This window comes from uncultured Desulfovibrio sp. (assembly GCF_944324505.1).
Taxonomy (GTDB): Bacteria; Desulfobacterota; Desulfovibrionia; order Desulfovibrionales; family Desulfovibrionaceae; genus Desulfovibrio.
In genome coordinates, this window is record NZ_CALUWO010000004.1 from 135,545 (window position 1) to 149,459 (window position 13,915).

Consider the following 13,915-nt stretch of genomic DNA (forward strand, 5'->3'; position numbering starts at 1 on the left):
CCGCGAGAGGAATATTCCGAAGCGCGCTTGCGTCGTTTCCGGCAGCCGGGACGGCGGAACAGCAGACCGTGCGGCCATGGCCGCCCTGCCGTCACCTGTTCTGCTGCGGTCTGCTCCTGTCCGGCGACGGACAGACGGGAAACCGCGCCAACGGTTCCGTCCCTGACCGCCTGTTTGCCGCCGGCGTGCCGCTGAAGCCGCCGGCCGGGCAGGAAGCCTGCCGGAACTCGTACCGCTGCATGCCCTAGCCACGCTCTGCCGGGGAATGCCCGCCGACCCCGCCCTTGTGCGGATGCACCACACGCCATGTGCTGCCCTCCCGTTGCAGGCGCCCCAGAACACGCCGCAGGCGCGGCAGCGGACTGCCGCAGGCACAGGGCGCCGCATCCAGAACAGCCACGTCCCCCGTCCGGTAGCGGACAAGGGGCAGGGCCTCGCGCCGCAGGGTGGTCAGCACCAGCTCGCCCGCTTGTCCCGGCGCCAGCGGTCTGTCTGTACAGGGGTCCAGAACTTCAGGCAGCAGGTCCAGCGCCTGCCAGTGCAGCCCGGTATGGGCCGGGCACTCCACTGCGCCGGCAAAGGCGCTTTCCGTGGAGCCGTAATGCTCCAGCACGGGAATGCCCCAGGCCTGCTCGGCACGCTGCCGCAGGGCCGGATCGCACCAGTCCGCCGCACACAGCACGCCACACAGGCCCGGAGGCCGCCGGGGAAAGGCGCGCAGCAAGCCTTCCAGCTGCGCCGGAAGCAGCACCAGCCCCGCACCGGCCTGGCAGACGGGCAACGCTTCCCAGCAGCGGCGCAGGTGTTCTCCGCTACCGGACAGGCAGGCTTCCGCCAGTGCCGGCGCTGCCGCCACCGCGCTCTGCTGTCCGGCCAGTCCCTGCCGCAGCAGGTCCGTGATGCCCTGTGGCCGGTGCGCGCCGGGCAGCAGCACCCACAGGCGCTGCCCCGGCCCCACCAGCAGCCGCATGCCCACGGCAAAAAACTCCCGCGTGCGGGCCAGGTCCCCCAGGCTGAATGCCAGCCGCTTGGGAACGCCCATACTGCCCGAGGTGCTCACCGTAACCATGCGCTCCACGTCAGAGCGAGAAACGCAGAGCATGTCCTCCCAGTGCCGCAGATCATCGGCAGTGGTACAGGGCAGCGTCTCCAGCGCCTCCAGCGAGTCCAGACGTACCCCCGCCAGACGCGGTGCATAAAAACGACTGTGCTGCGCCGCATAGGCCAGCTGGGCATTGAGCAGAAGCAGCTGCTGCTGCCGCAGACGTTCCGGCAGGTCCTGCGGGCTGCTGGCGCCGCACTGCCCGGCCAGCCAGGCATCCAGCCGGCAGGCAAAGGGAGAACCGTTCATGCCTGCGCCATCCTGTGCGGATACAGGGGCTGGCCGTCGCTGCTGGTGCAGTTGTGCAGGCAGAAAGGAATCATCCTGCCGTCCGGCCGCATGACGTGAATGCAGCAGCCCCGCACCCGCTCCAGGTCCAGGTCCAGGGCATCCTGAAAGGCCATGCAGGACAGGGTGAAACGGCGCTCCACACCCGCCCGGGCCAGAAAGCGGTCAAAGTCATCCGCCATCCCGGGACTGACTGCCGAAGGGGGCGCCTGCTCCGGCACCTCGCCCTTCCAGTGGGCCGCCACGAACTGCCGGGCACGCCGGGCGCCTTCGGCAGCCTCCTGCGGCGCGGACGACGGGGAACAGCACGTGGCCGCCTGCGGCAGCCAGCGCAGCCGGGGGCTGCCGTCGGCCGCCTGTTCCCGGGCATAGACCGCACTGAACGAGCACAGCACATGCTCGCAGCCCGGCGGATGAAAATGCTCTGCCCGCAGCATGTCCGGCACCTGCTCGCACAGGGCCTGCATGACATCGAACAGGGACAAACGCGGCGCGCTGAGCAGATCGCCGGGATAGCGCCCGAAGCGGGAAAGCGGTTGCAGGTGCAGACCGCGCACCACAGGCCCCAGCCGCAGGGCCTGCCGCAGCAGATCGCCCAGCCGGGACAGATTGGCTTCCGGCATCAGCGTGGCCACCAGCACCACGCCCAACCCGGCGGCAGCGCAATGCCGCACCGCCGCTTCCTTGCAGGCCATGAGGCTTTCGCCGTGGGGCAGCCTGCCGCGCAGGGGCGCGCATGCCGCATCATCCGGGGCATCCCATTGCAGATACACCGAGTCCAGCCCGGCCTCGCGCAAGCTCCGGGCATACGCCGCCTCCCTGCCCAGGCGCAGCCCGTTGCTGTTGACCTGCACCAGGCCAAAGCGGTGCCGGCGCACGGCACGGATGATATCGGGCAGGTCCTGCCGCAGGGTCGGTTCGCCGCCGGAAAGCTGCACATTGCAGCCCGGCGAAACGTGCTCCAGACGGTCCAGCAGCTGAACAATCCGCTCCTGCGGCGGGTCTTCCGGCAGCGGCCCCTGCCCGGCCGAAGCAAAACAAACCGGGCAGGCCATATTGCAGCGCATGGTCACTTCCAGCAGTGCGGTACAGGTATGCTGCGCATGGGAAGGGCACAGGCCGCAATCATACGGGCAGCCCTGCACCGTGGCCGTCAGGGGATGCCGGGGATAGGAAGGTGTCTTGCTCCGCTGCCAGTCGGCAAAGGGCACGGGCAGGGCCATGCCGCCCGCCGGCCGGCGTACTGCCACGCGGAACGGGCCATGCTCCGGGCACTGCTTGCTGAAGTATACCGTGTCCCCTTCCCGTTCGTAGCGGGCATCCACCCGTCGCAGACAGACGGGGCACAGGCTCCGGGTGCGATGGAGCAGGTTCACGCCTTTTCCCCCGGCGATACATGAGCCATGTAGTCCAACTCATAGGTCTGCATGAGGTCCAGAATCTTTTCCCAGCAGTCCGCCAGCAGATCGCCGCAGCCGGCCGGATCGGCAGGCTGACCGGGCACGCTGGCCCGGCCCTGTTCCGCCGCCAGCCCCGGCGCCACCTCGTCACAGCCCGTACCGCCATAGGCGCGCGTCCGTTCCGCAAACCACTGGGCATAGTCGTTGAGCAGCGCATTCAGCTGCGGATGCGCCTGTTCCGCATCCTCTCCCTTGCCGGCTACCAGCGCCAGGGCGGCGGCTCCCCCTGTCAGCAGTCCGCATGGTCCCCCCGCATAGCCGATGCCCACACACAGGCCCTGCATGGCGCGCACCAGGGCGGGATTTTCCACACCCTGCGCCTGCAAAAGCAGCAACAGCAGGAGCTGACTACAACAATAGCCCTGCCGCACCCACGGCAGAAGCTCCAGCAAAAGCGGATTCATGATGCCTCCTCATTGCGCATGGCCACCCAGGCCCCGTATCCCGGACGGGCACAGCCTGCGCCCGGCACCGTGGCGCACAGTCCCAGACGGGCCAGTCCCGCACGGTCGCCATACCAGAGCAGCTGTGCCGCCAGGGCAGCCAGGGCGGCGCTTTCATCCATCATATAACGTACTGTCAGTCCGGCATCCCGCAACAGCTGTTCCCAGCCGGACCGGGTGCGCGCACCGGCCGCGCAGCCCGTCTGCCCACGGGGCCGGGGCATGCTTTCCTGCCGCCAGTACAAATCGCTCAGACCAAGTACACCGCCGGGGCGCAGCGCCCGCACCGCCTGCCGCAGAAAATCCTGCGGCCGGGGCAGAAGCGAGGCCACGCACTGGCAGAGAATCACATCCAGACTGCCCGCCGGCAACGGAAGCCGTTCCAGACGGGCCACCCCGAACAGCGCCCCCGGCGACGCCTCCCGCCAGGCCGCATGCGGCACGCTGTCCAGTCCCAGCACATGGCAGCCCTCACCGGCCAGACGGCGGACCGTCAGCCCCACACCGCAGCCGGCATCCAGCACACGCAGCCCACCGGCGGACGACGGTGCATCACCCGGCAAACAGCGCAGACAGCATTGCCACAGGCGCTGCGTGGCCGGCCAGCCGCCGGGGTGCCAGTGTCCACCGCTCACTGCCTGAAAAAGAGGGTCCGTATAGGGCAGGCTCACTTGTCTTCCAGCAGGCTTTCCACTTCCAGCATCTTGCCCTCGGCCAGGGTGCGGGGCACCATGGTCAGACCGCACTGCGGGCAGCGCGGCAAAAAGACATCAAAGGCGCTGTCCAGATAAAATGCCTGTACCTTGCCCTGCTCCACCGGGCAGCCACAGCGCCCGCAGCGCCACGGTCCGCCATCCGGCTCGTAACTGGGTCCCATGCTCATGGTCTACCTCCCGCAACAGGCTGCCGGCGCCCCGTCCGGCTCGTCCACACAGCCGCTGCCGGGAACGTGCATGCGGTGGCACCACGCCCCGTGCAGCACGTAGCGGCCATCCGCTGCCGTATACTCCACCCAGAAGGTCACGCGGCGCGGCCGCCAGGACCCCAGGCGGTGCCCGTTGGTTTCATTGACAAAATAGGCTCTGTGCCGTTCCACCCTGGTCACGGCCTCCTGCACGTCCGTCAGCAGGATATGGTGCGCCTCCAGCTCATCCAGCAATGCCGGCGCTACCTCCAGCGGCAGCAGGTCCTGCGGCAGCGACGCGGCCTCTCCGGCCAGGGGAAAGATTTCCAGCAGCCGCTGGCGCAGGCGGAAGCGCCCGCTCCGGCGGGCAGACAGCCCCGGCCCCCGTTCCGTGGCCGGCGGATGCGCCGTGCCCGCCAGCTGCGGCAAAAGGTCCAGCAGGTGCAGGCTTTCCTTGCCGGAGGCCGCCAGACGATCCCGGCACATGATGCAGGAAGTGAGCGCCGTATGCGCAAGGCCGGCGGCCCTGTCCTCCGTCATGGCCCGGGCCGTTTCCGGCTGGGCGCACCAGACCAGACCGCCGTAGCCGCAGCAGGCCGTATCGGCCCCGTGCAGGCGGGGTTCCTCCACCTGGCAGCCGGCCTTGACGGCCAGGGAACGCACGGCACGCTGCCAGCCGGCATGATGCCGCGCGGTGCAGGGGTCCTGCACAGACAGCCGCCGGGGCGCTTCCGCCTGCGGCCCCCGGGGCCACGGCAGGGCATCCAGCAGTTCCCAGAGCGAAAGGGGGCGACTCTGGGGCAGTACCTCCTGCACGACCGCAAGACAGGACGCGCAGGCCACCAGCAGACGGGGCCGGCCGCTCTGCTCCCAGAGGCGGCGCAGCTCCTCCGCCAGCGCCTGGAAGCGCGCCTCGCGCCCGGCCCAGCGTGCCGGAATGCCGCAACAGCGCGCCAGCAGCCCCACAGGACCACGCTCCAGACCGGGCGCCAGCTCGCCCGTACCGGCAAGGGCCTCGCGCAGCCAGCGGAACAGAGCTGCCACCTGCTCGCCCCGGGCTGCCGTGAGCTGACAGCCCGGAAAGAACAGCCAGCCGGGGCTGGCGGCATCCGGTGCTGCGGCCGCGCCGCCGGCGGGCATGGACGGCGGAATGCACAGGGCACAATCGGGCGCACAGGCCGCCTCCATGTCTTCCAGCGCAAATTCGTGAGCCGATGGCGGCATGTAGCCCCGCTCCACCATATCCCGCCTGGATTGCAGGCAGAGTTCGGCCATGGAGAAATTTTCCGGGCACAATTCCTCGCACTGGCCGCAGAGCGTACAGCCGTTGATGAGCGGATTGGCCAGATGCAGCCCCATGACAATGGCCGCATTATTGAACATCTGCCGGGCATAGACGCGCGGATAGCCCTTGTATTTTTGCAGCAGCACGCATTCCTTCACGCAGATGAGGCACTGGCATTGCAGGCAGCGTTCCGCCTCCCGGCGGGCCTCTGCCTCGTCATAGATCTGCCCGGCCGGCTCCACCCGCTCCACGGGGGCGATGCCGTCCAGACGGGTGTGCAGCTCGCGCAGGTCACCGTCGCGGGCGGCCGTAAGCGAAACGCCCGTGGCCAGCCGCTCCAGACTGCGGGCGGCCTGACGGCCCTGCCCGGCCTGGCGGGAAGCAGAGACATAGGCATGCCCCGTGGGCGAGCGCACGGGCCAGCCGGCACAGCACACCTTTCCCTGCCAGTGCAGGGTAGCCGCCTCCACGTCCTGTTCCGCCGGCGCCAGTTCCGGCAGGGCATGGGCATCCAGCAGCACGGCATCATAGCGGGCGGCAAGCCTGTCCGGCAGCGGGTCATCCTCTGTTTCCAGCGGAACAAAGCGAACCCCCCGCCGCTCCAGCAGGTGCTGCTGCGCCGGCCAGAGGCCGGCCACGTCCGCCTGCTGCGAAAAATGGGCACACAGCACCGCCTCGGGCGTGCCCGCATGCAGCACGGTCACGGCGTAGCCCTTGGCCGACAGATCCCAGGCCGCCACCAGTCCGGCCAGTCCCGCGCCGAGCACGGCAATGCTCTTGCCTTTGCGCGGCATGGGCAGGGAACGCAGTTGCGGCCCCAGAGCGGACAGACAGAAGACCTCCAGACCGCGCACATCCAGCGAGCCGCCCAGATCGCGCCGGGCGCAGCCCTCCTCGCAGGGATGGTCGCACAGGCGGCAGAACAGCTCCGGCAGGGGCAGATGCCGCTCCAGAATCTTGCGGGCAGCGCTCCATTTGCCCTGCGCGGCCTGCTCCAGAAAGGCGCGGACATCAAGGTCCAGCGGGCAGTCCCGGCGACAGTGCGGCGGGCTTTCCTGGGTGCAGCGGGACTCGGCCCGGCGCAGATAGTCCTGATCAAAAACGGTCATATGCGTTCCCTCGTGGCGTGGGCGGCATGCTGGCTGCTTTTTGGGGGGACGGGGACCCCCTCGCTCTGCTGCTGACGCCAGCACTGGTCAGTTGTGAGGGGGAAGAAACCCGCTATACTACAAGAAGAAATTGACACGAAATAACCTTTCCAAGTCGATAGCATTTGGCAACGAGCTGTATACACACCCGTCAGGATATACCTTCAGATGATGTGTCCTGCTCCCTGATAAAAGCGCGCTGGGGAAGGGATGGGGGGCTTTGGGGGGAAGGGGAACCCCCTCCCTCGCTAGGCGAGGGGTTCCCCTTCCCCCCAAAACAAGCTGCGGAGCGGATAGAGTTACCAGGCCCTCGTGGGGGGAGGCAAACCTCCCCCCGTTACAGGCAGTGAGCGCCCTTACTTGGGCATGGCCGCCAGCACCTTTTCAGGATAGGCGGGCAGGTGGGTCACCCGCGCGCCGCAGGCGTTGTAGATGGCGTTGATGATGGCCGGATGCGGGCCGCACAGCGGAATTTCCCCGGTGCCGGACGCGCCGAAGGGGCCGTCGGGACGCGGAGTTTCCACATAGATCAGCTCGATATTGTCCGGGATGTCCTTGATGGTGGGAATGCCGGCACCGGCCATGGTGCTGTGCTTCTTGATGTCCTCGTAATCTTCGGTGAGGGCAAGGCCGATGCCCTGGGCAATGCCACCGTAGAGCTGGCCGTCGGTGATGAGGCGGTTGACCACCTTGCCGATGTCGGCCACCATGGTCATCTTTTCCACCGTGGTCTTGCCGGTGGCCACTTCCACGGCCACTTCGGCCATGAACAGGCCGTACATGTAGCAGCAGAAGGGTTCGCCCTGGCAGTTCTTGCCGCAGTCGCGGGCAGGGGCCGTCCACTTGCCGTCATAATGCACGGCGCGGCCTTCGGCCTTCATTTCGTCATAGGTGTAGAAGCCGCCGCCATTGGGCTTGCGCATGCCTTCCACCAGCATTTCGCAGGCCACGCGGATGGCATTGCCCGTCATCACCTGCGAGCGCGAACCGCCAGCCGGGCCGGAATTGGGCGTCTTGCTGGTGTCGTTCATGACCAGGCGGATCTTTTCCACGGGCAGGCCGAGGGGCCGCAGGGCCTCATGGGCCGTGCACTGCGCGCCGGAATCCGCGCCCTGGCCGTGGTCTTCCCAGGTGCTGCCCACGGTCACCGTGCCGTCGGGATTGAGTTCCACCCAGGCTTCGGAGGAGTCCGGGCCGTCCAGACCGGCGCCGTAGACGGCAAGGGCCAGACCCACGCCGCGCTTGACCTCGGCGGTGGATTCGGCCTTCACACGGGCCTTGGCGGCTTCATACTTGGGCCGCAGGGCCTTGAACATGCTGGGCAGGTTGATGACTTCGGGCTTCTGGCCGGTGGGCGTGGTGTCGCCCTCCTTGTAGCAGTTGAGCTCGCGCAGATCGAAGGGATCCATGCCCAGCTTTTCGGCCAGTTCGTCCATGAGCACTTCGGAGGGGAATTCCGATTCCGGGCCGCCGTAGCCGCGGAAGGCCGCGCCCCAGGCATGGTTGGTGGCCACGGTGCGGCCGTCGCCGCGGATGTTGGGAATGCCGTAGCCCGCGCCGATGAACTGCGCCCCGCGCAGGGTCAGCAGGTCGCCGAATTCGGAGTACGGGCCGTGGTCGCAGGTCCAGTCGGTTTCCATGGCCTTGATCTTGCCGGTCTTCTTGTCGGCGGCCATGCGCACGGTGGTCCAGAAGGGCGAGCGCTTGCCGGTGTACTGCTGCTGTTGCTGGTAGTTGTAGCGCAGATGGCAGGGACGGCCCGTGGCCAGCACAGCCACGCCGATGAGGGCTTCCATGGTGGGGCTGAACTTGTAGCCGAAGGTGCCGCCCGTGGTGTTCTGCACAAGCACCAGCTCTTCGGGGAACTTGACGCCCAGGCCGGGGGCGATCATGAGCGCATGCAGATGCAGACCGATGGACTTGGAGTGGATGACGAGCTTGCCCTCTTCATTGAGGTAGCCATAGCCCACGTCCGGTTCGATGTTGAGGTGCGGCTGACGCTGGGTATAGAAGCTGTCTTCCACCACCACGTTGTTGGGGTCGTCAAAATAGGGCTTGGTGTCCTCACCCTTTTCGATGTGGGGTTCGTAATAGACGTTGGGCGTGCCGGGATGAATCTCGATGGCGTCCGGGGCCATGGCTTCGGGCGCGCTCATGTATTCGGGCAGCAGCTCCAGATCGAACTTCACCTTTTCGGCGGCGGCGCGGGCATGCTCTTCGGTGTCGGCGCAGACGATGGCCAAGGCGTCGCCGTACTGGAACACCTTGGTGTCATTGAGGATGGGACGATCCCAGCCGTCGCCCTTGTTGTCGGCAAAGGTGATGAGACCGGTGATGCGGTTCTTGCCCTTCACGTCCTTGTGGGTCAGCACGCGCACCACGCCGGGCATCTTTTCGGCTTCGGAGGTGTCGATACCCTTGATGTTGGCATGGGACACCTTGGCCTGGGCCAGCGCCAGGTGCAGGGTTTCCGGCGGCATGTGCACGGCGGCGTCCGCGCCGTATTCGGCAAGGCCCGTCACCTTGGCCACGGCGCTGGGACGCGGCAGGCGCGAACCAAAGGCGCGTCCGTCAGCCGGCAGCTTGTAGCGCAGTTCCTCGATATCCTTTTCGCCGCGCAGCACGGCGGCGGCGTCCATGACAGCATCCACCAGCGGGATGTAGCCGGTGCAGCGGCAGACATTGTGATGTTTCTGGAACCAGTCGCGCACGTCCTCGCGGCTGGGATTGGGGTTGCTGTCCAGCAGGCCCTTGGCCGACACGATGAAGCCCGGCGAGCAGAAACCGCACTGCGCGGCACCGTGGAAAATCCAGGATTCCTGCAGGGGATGCAGATGCTCCGGCGTGCCGATGCCTTCAAGGGTCGTCACCGCGGCATTTTCGGGCACGCGGCGCATCTTGATGATGCAGGAGCGCACCACCTTGCCGTCAAGAATGACGGTACAGGCGCCGCACTGGCCCTGCCCGCAGCCCACCTTGACGCTGGTCAGCTGCAGCTGGTTACGCAGAACGTCCACAAGGGTGGCGTCAGGACTGACCATGACCCTGCGGGGAATGCCATTGACCACAAGCGTTTTCGTTTCCATACGCGACTCCTAGAAACGGCTTGAGTTGATGACCGGCCGGAAGACCCGGCCATTGTGGATGCGGCAGCAGGGGCAGTCGTGGCGTCTGGCGCCTCCCCGCTTCCGCCCGGTATCCGTTCTGCCAGCTTCCCCGCGACGGGAAGGGCTGCACTTTTCCGGCAAGAAAAAAGGCAGCCCGGCATACGCGGCATACCGTGCTATATGGATACCATGCTAGCCTATTTGGACGGGAAGCGAAAGCCCTTTTTCGCATGACCCGGGCCGCTTGCTCCTGCCCCTGGCATCCGGTCCGGTCCGCTGGGCCCTCAGCCTGCCGTGGACAAGACGCCCCATTTCTGCCACCAACAGAACAATGCCCTGCCACAGGAGATGTGCCATGCCTTCTGCCGCCCTGCTGTCCATTCTGCTCTCTCTGCTCTGCTGTGTCGGTATGCTGCTGCCGGGAACATCGTGCCCGGCGGCCGAGCTGGAAATCCTTGCCGCCGGCGATACCACACCGGGCATGCGCATGCTGGAACAGCGCCCGGATGCCCTGTTTTCGCCCGAAGCGCTGGCGCGCATCACGGCGGCAGACGCCTTTCTCTGGAATTGCGAAACCTCCGGCCCCTCCACCCGGGGCAAGGACAAGCCCTTTCTCTTCCGGGCCGATGCGGCCCTGCTGGCAAAGATGGCCCTGCCCAACGGCATTGCCGTCACCGCCAACAATCACGTCTTTGACGGTCTGGCCGAAGGGGCCGCCAATCTGCTGGCCCTGCTGGACGGGGCGGACATACGCCACAACGGCCTGTATACCACGGCCAGCTATGCGCCCCTGCGCCTCAGCGCGCCGGAGCAGCGGCCCGTCTATCTGCTCTGCGGTTCGCCCATCGCCCGCGGCGGCAGCGGGCCGTACCTGCGTGTGCCGGATTATTCGCAACTGCTGCGCACCACCATTGCCCTGCGCCGGGAGCAGCCCCAGGCCCTGCTCATCCTGTTCATTCATGACGGCACGGAATCGCAATACGCACCAGACGCCCGGCAACGGCAATGGGCCGACATGCTGGCCTGGGCAGGGGCGGATGTGCTGCTTTTTGCGCACAGCCACCGCTATGGTCTGCTGGAGGTGCTGCATGATACCCCGCGCAGAACCCTTGTGGCCTGGAGCCTCGGCAACTTTCTGTTTGGCGGCAACCGGCGCTGGCGCAGTCACCGCGATGTGCGCATCCTGTCTCTGCGCCTGAATCTGGATACCGGCAGCCGGAGCGCCCGCTGGCTCTACGGCTACACCGACAACTGGACCTTCTTTCTGTATCAATAGCCGGCATGGCACAGGCCGACATACCTGCTTCCCACTATCAGGAAAATGTATCGAAAACCATGCTGCTCTATTGTGCCGAAAAGGATGTTTACGGGGACAGCACGCAAAAAAATTGTGCAGTTTTCTCCGAATATCCACAGGCAATCCTTGCCAAGCGTAAAGCATTCTTATACGGTCTTTCAAAACGCAAGGAGAAATTGTCCATGGCTCTTGATGACAAAGATATTTTTATGGCCATTTTTAACAAATTCAGTGACCAGCCCATCGAATTTGTGATGGCCCAGTACGAAAAGGCCAAGATACTCAATATGGAAATCGAGCGTCGCCGCTCCCAGCTGCCCGAAGCAGAGGCTCTGTCGCCGGCTTCGGCGCTGTCGGCCGCAGACAGCCTCATGGCTGCCGAAGCCCAGGCGGAAGCTCCCAAAAAGAAAAAGCTGACCCGGCGGGATCTGATCATCAATCCCGAAGAGGCCATTACGGACGACAGCGTCAAATGCTGCCTGTGCGGCAAGGAAGGCTCCTCCCTCACTTCCCGGCATCTGGCGCAGCACGGCATCAGCGTGGAGGAATACAAGAAGCTCTGCGGCTATGCCGAAAACCAGAAGCTCATGTCCAGAAATTTCGAGCAGAAGATGCTGCACAATGTGCAGCGCGCCCAGCAGGTCAGAATGGACAAGCGCAAGGAACAGGGAGAAGCGGCTTCGTCAGGCCAGGATGCCTAGGCGTCCCGTCTGTGCCGCGCGGTCTTTTCGGCAGGGCCTGCCACCGGAAACACGCGGGTATGGCGCGTTGTCATACCGCACGGTGGATGTCTCACCATGCGGAAAAGGCAGCTTTGCCGCAGGTGGTGTACGGCGTCTGGTGCCTTGCCACGGCGCTGCATGCCCAGGTTTCTGTGAAGGGTGATCCGGGGGGGTCACCCTTCTTTTTTTGCGCCACCTGCGGTTCCCTGCACGGGGCAGAACAGGAGTTTCCCCCGTGATGCGGCCCAAAGACAGCCTGTGCCGGCCAGAACGACACCGGCCGGGAGCCGCCCATGCACAGAGCCATGCCGCAGCAGTGACACTGCCCGGACGGAAAGAGCACAGCGACCGGCAAGCGGCCCCGTCCCGCCAGGGCACAAGCCCCGCTGCCGGCGATTGGCGGCGCCGGGAAACATCGCGCATAAAAAAAGACCGCAACCTTACGGCTGCGGCCCTTGCGTACTCATGGTGCCGAAGGGGAGACTCGAACTCCCACTCCCTTGCGAGAACTAGACCCTGAACCTAGCGTGTCTACCAATTCCACCACTTCGGCGCGAAAAGAACCATACGACAAAGGGACTGCCCTGGCAAGCATTTTTTACGGACAGGAAAAATTTTTCCCAAAATCCCGGACCGGCTTTGCCTGCCGGGCAGATGCGCCGCCGTTCAGTACAGCTGCCGGTTGTCCAGGCGCAGCCATTCGTCATACAGCGCCCTGCCCTCCGGCAGATACAAGCGGCGGATATCCAGCGACGGCAGGTGAACATCCCCGCAGGCAGAGGGCGTACAATGAAAGACCTGGCCGAAATCCCGCAGAAAGGCCGCATCGTCAAAGCCGATCTCCCGGGCCATGGCGTAGTCATTGCAGTAAAAAAGCGTGGAAAGCCGTGACCAGAGGATGGCGCCAAGACACATGACACAGGGAAAGCCCGTGGCATACAGGGTATAGCCGCGCATATCCAGACGTCCCACCCGCCGCAGGGCAGCCACCTCGGCATGCATGCTGCAATCGTGACTGGCCAGGACCTCGTTATGGGCCACGGCAACCACCCGACCATCAGGATCCGTAATCAGCGCCCCGAAGGGGCCGCCCCTGCCGGCGCGCATTCCCGCACGGGCTACCTTGATGGCTGCCAGCATATGCTGGCGGTGCCGCGCTTCCTGTTCATCCATGGGATCATCCTCCCTGTTCTCTTGTTCCGGTCAGCCTCTGGCCGGGACACGCCCGGCGGCGGGAAAGCGCTCTTCGCAGAGCGTTCCGCCGCAGCAGCCAGACGGCAACCAGACAAAAAGAGCCGCAACCTTGCGGCTGCGGCCCTTGCGTGCTCATGGTGCCGAAGGGGAGACTCGAACTCCCACTCCCTTGCGAGAACTAGACCCTGAACCTAGCGTGTCTACCAATTCCACCACTTCGGCGCGAAAAGAAACATACGGCAAAGGGACTGCTCTGGCAAGCATTTTTTTGCCCTTTTGGGCATGTATGCTGAAATTTTGTGGTAACACATGAGAAATATTGACAAAATATTTCTCTTTTGACCTTGCCGCCCTACAGGTCTAGCATGGCGTCATGGCCCGCATCCCCCGATGCAAAGGATATGCACATGAAAAAAGACTTTTCCTATTATCTGCACCTCTGGAAAACATCCTTTCCCACGGCCCGTCGCCTCTGCTGGGAAGAGGACCACATTGCCAATGACTACTGCGCGGACTGCCGCTTCTGCTGCGGCCCCCAGGATTCCCCCGTGCCCTTTCCCATGCCGCTGCTGCCCTCCCAGCTGCGCCCCGGTCTGGACAAGGACTTCTACCTGCTGGACCCGCAGACGCCCTATCTGGATGCGCGGGGCTGCAAGTCCTGTGGTCCGCAGGGCTGTCAGCTGGAACGGGCGCGCCGTCCCATTGCCTGCGGCCTGTTCCCGCTGGTGCTGACCACATGTGGCCTGTATGCCTATGCCTGCTGTCCGGCGGTCATCAATGCCCGCCTGCGGGACCTGGTGGACCTGGGCAGACAGGCGGCGGACTGGCTGAGCGGTCTGCCGCAGGAGGATGTGGCACGGCTCAAAATGTCCCTGGATGATGCCACCCTTGCCCGCCACTACCTGCCCCTGGGCATCGCGCTCTGAGCCTGGCAGCCACCCTGCCCTGCATTCCGGGCGCGGCTC

General features: G+C 65.5%; 11 protein-coding genes and 2 tRNA genes. 3 read left to right on the plus strand and 10 right to left on the minus strand.

The features are described 5' to 3' along the window. Nucleotides 1–244: 244 nt before the first annotated feature. The 7 genes from Q0J57_RS06345 to Q0J57_RS06375 form a co-directional block, all read right to left on the minus strand. The gene (locus Q0J57_RS06345; RefSeq protein WP_297218406.1) at nucleotides 245–1,351 is read right to left on the minus strand and encodes a DVU_1553 family AMP-dependent CoA ligase; all 1,107 of its coding nucleotides are present in this window, start codon (nucleotides 1,349–1,351) and stop codon (nucleotides 245–247) included. Beyond that, complete coding sequence (gene trsS / locus Q0J57_RS06350; RefSeq protein ID WP_297218408.1) at nucleotides 1,348–2,766, minus strand: radical SAM (seleno)protein TrsS; 1,419 nt, start codon at nucleotides 2,764–2,766, stop codon at nucleotides 1,348–1,350. The genes Q0J57_RS06345 and trsS overlap by 4 nt, the downstream gene beginning before the upstream one ends. Next, nucleotides 2,763–3,254 carry a DVU_1555 family C-GCAxxG-C-C protein gene (locus tag Q0J57_RS06355; protein ID WP_297218410.1) on the minus strand — a complete coding sequence of 164 codons (492 nt, stop codon included), beginning with the start codon at nucleotides 3,252–3,254 and terminating at the stop codon, nucleotides 2,763–2,765. Before Q0J57_RS06355 ends, trsS begins: the two co-directional genes overlap by 4 nt. Further along, nucleotides 3,251–3,964 carry a DVU_1556 family methyltransferase gene (gene trsM, locus Q0J57_RS06360; protein ID WP_297218413.1) on the minus strand — a complete coding sequence of 238 codons (714 nt, stop codon included), beginning with the start codon at nucleotides 3,962–3,964 and terminating at the stop codon, nucleotides 3,251–3,253. The genes Q0J57_RS06355 and trsM overlap by 4 nt, the downstream gene beginning before the upstream one ends. Next, nucleotides 3,961–4,176, minus strand: coding sequence for a DVU_1557 family redox protein (locus Q0J57_RS06365; protein ID WP_297218415.1), 216 nt, complete (start codon nucleotides 4,174–4,176; stop codon nucleotides 3,961–3,963). Before Q0J57_RS06365 ends, trsM begins: the two co-directional genes overlap by 4 nt. 3 nt (nucleotides 4,177–4,179) lie before the next feature. Next, nucleotides 4,180–6,591, minus strand: coding sequence for a pyridine nucleotide-disulfide oxidoreductase/dicluster-binding protein (locus Q0J57_RS06370; protein ID WP_297218417.1), 2,412 nt, complete (start codon nucleotides 6,589–6,591; stop codon nucleotides 4,180–4,182). Nucleotides 6,592–6,986: 395 nt separating this feature from the next. Then, a complete protein-coding gene (locus tag Q0J57_RS06375; protein WP_297218419.1) occupies nucleotides 6,987–9,716 on the minus strand; it encodes a molybdopterin-dependent aldehyde oxidoreductase in 2,730 nt (909 codons plus the stop codon). A 376-nt stretch (nucleotides 9,717–10,092) separates the two neighbouring features. Between Q0J57_RS06375 and Q0J57_RS06380 the strand changes: the two genes are divergently transcribed. Together Q0J57_RS06380 and Q0J57_RS06385 are read left to right on the plus strand one after the other, a co-directional pair. Then, the gene (locus Q0J57_RS06380; protein WP_297218421.1) at nucleotides 10,093–11,013 is read left to right on the plus strand and encodes a CapA family protein; all 921 of its coding nucleotides are present in this window, start codon (nucleotides 10,093–10,095) and stop codon (nucleotides 11,011–11,013) included. A 203-nt stretch (nucleotides 11,014–11,216) separates the two neighbouring features. Further along, a complete protein-coding gene (locus tag Q0J57_RS06385; RefSeq protein WP_297218423.1) occupies nucleotides 11,217–11,735 on the plus strand; it encodes a MucR family transcriptional regulator in 519 nt (172 codons plus the stop codon). 487 nt (nucleotides 11,736–12,222) lie between these two features. On the opposite strand, the gene Q0J57_RS06390 is transcribed toward Q0J57_RS06385, so the two are convergent. From Q0J57_RS06390 to Q0J57_RS06400, 3 genes are all read right to left on the minus strand, one after another. Next, nucleotides 12,223–12,309: transfer RNA gene (locus tag Q0J57_RS06390), tRNA-Leu, on the minus strand. A gap of 113 nt (nucleotides 12,310–12,422) precedes the next feature. Further along, nucleotides 12,423–12,929, minus strand: a complete 507-nt coding sequence (locus tag Q0J57_RS06395) for a nucleoside deaminase (RefSeq protein WP_297218425.1) — start codon at nucleotides 12,927–12,929, stop codon at nucleotides 12,423–12,425. Between the two features lie 156 nt (nucleotides 12,930–13,085). Then, nucleotides 13,086–13,172 (minus strand) — tRNA-Leu (locus Q0J57_RS06400). 185 nt (nucleotides 13,173–13,357) lie between these two features. Between Q0J57_RS06400 and Q0J57_RS06405 the strand changes: the two genes are divergently transcribed. Then, nucleotides 13,358–13,876 carry a hypothetical protein gene (locus Q0J57_RS06405; RefSeq protein ID WP_297218427.1) on the plus strand — a complete coding sequence of 173 codons (519 nt, stop codon included), beginning with the start codon at nucleotides 13,358–13,360 and terminating at the stop codon, nucleotides 13,874–13,876. Nucleotides 13,877–13,915 lie beyond the last annotated feature (39 nt).

Bases quoted from the DNA above. Each gene is read 5' to 3' on its own strand.
- Q0J57_RS06345 (WP_297218406.1), bottom strand. From the start codon at position 1,351: ATGAACGGTTCTCCCTTTGCCTGCCGGCTGGATGCCTGGCTGGCCGGG.
- Q0J57_RS06355 (WP_297218410.1), bottom strand. From the start codon at position 3,254: ATGAATCCGCTTTTGCTGGAGCTTCTGCCGTGGGTGCGGCAGGGCTAT.
- Q0J57_RS06365 (WP_297218415.1), bottom strand. From the start codon at position 4,176: ATGAGCATGGGACCCAGTTACGAGCCGGATGGCGGACCGTGGCGCTGC.
- Q0J57_RS06370 (WP_297218417.1), bottom strand. From the start codon at position 6,591: ATGACCGTTTTTGATCAGGACTATCTGCGCCGGGCCGAGTCCCGCTGC.
- Q0J57_RS06375 (WP_297218419.1), bottom strand. From the start codon at position 9,716: ATGGAAACGAAAACGCTTGTGGTCAATGGCATTCCCCGCAGGGTCATG.
- Q0J57_RS06380 (WP_297218421.1), top strand. From the start codon at position 10,093: ATGCCTTCTGCCGCCCTGCTGTCCATTCTGCTCTCTCTGCTCTGCTGT.
- Q0J57_RS06385 (WP_297218423.1), top strand. From the start codon at position 11,217: ATGGCTCTTGATGACAAAGATATTTTTATGGCCATTTTTAACAAATTC.
- Q0J57_RS06395 (WP_297218425.1), bottom strand. From the start codon at position 12,929: ATGGATGAACAGGAAGCGCGGCACCGCCAGCATATGCTGGCAGCCATC.
- Q0J57_RS06405 (WP_297218427.1), top strand. From the start codon at position 13,358: ATGAAAAAAGACTTTTCCTATTATCTGCACCTCTGGAAAACATCCTTT.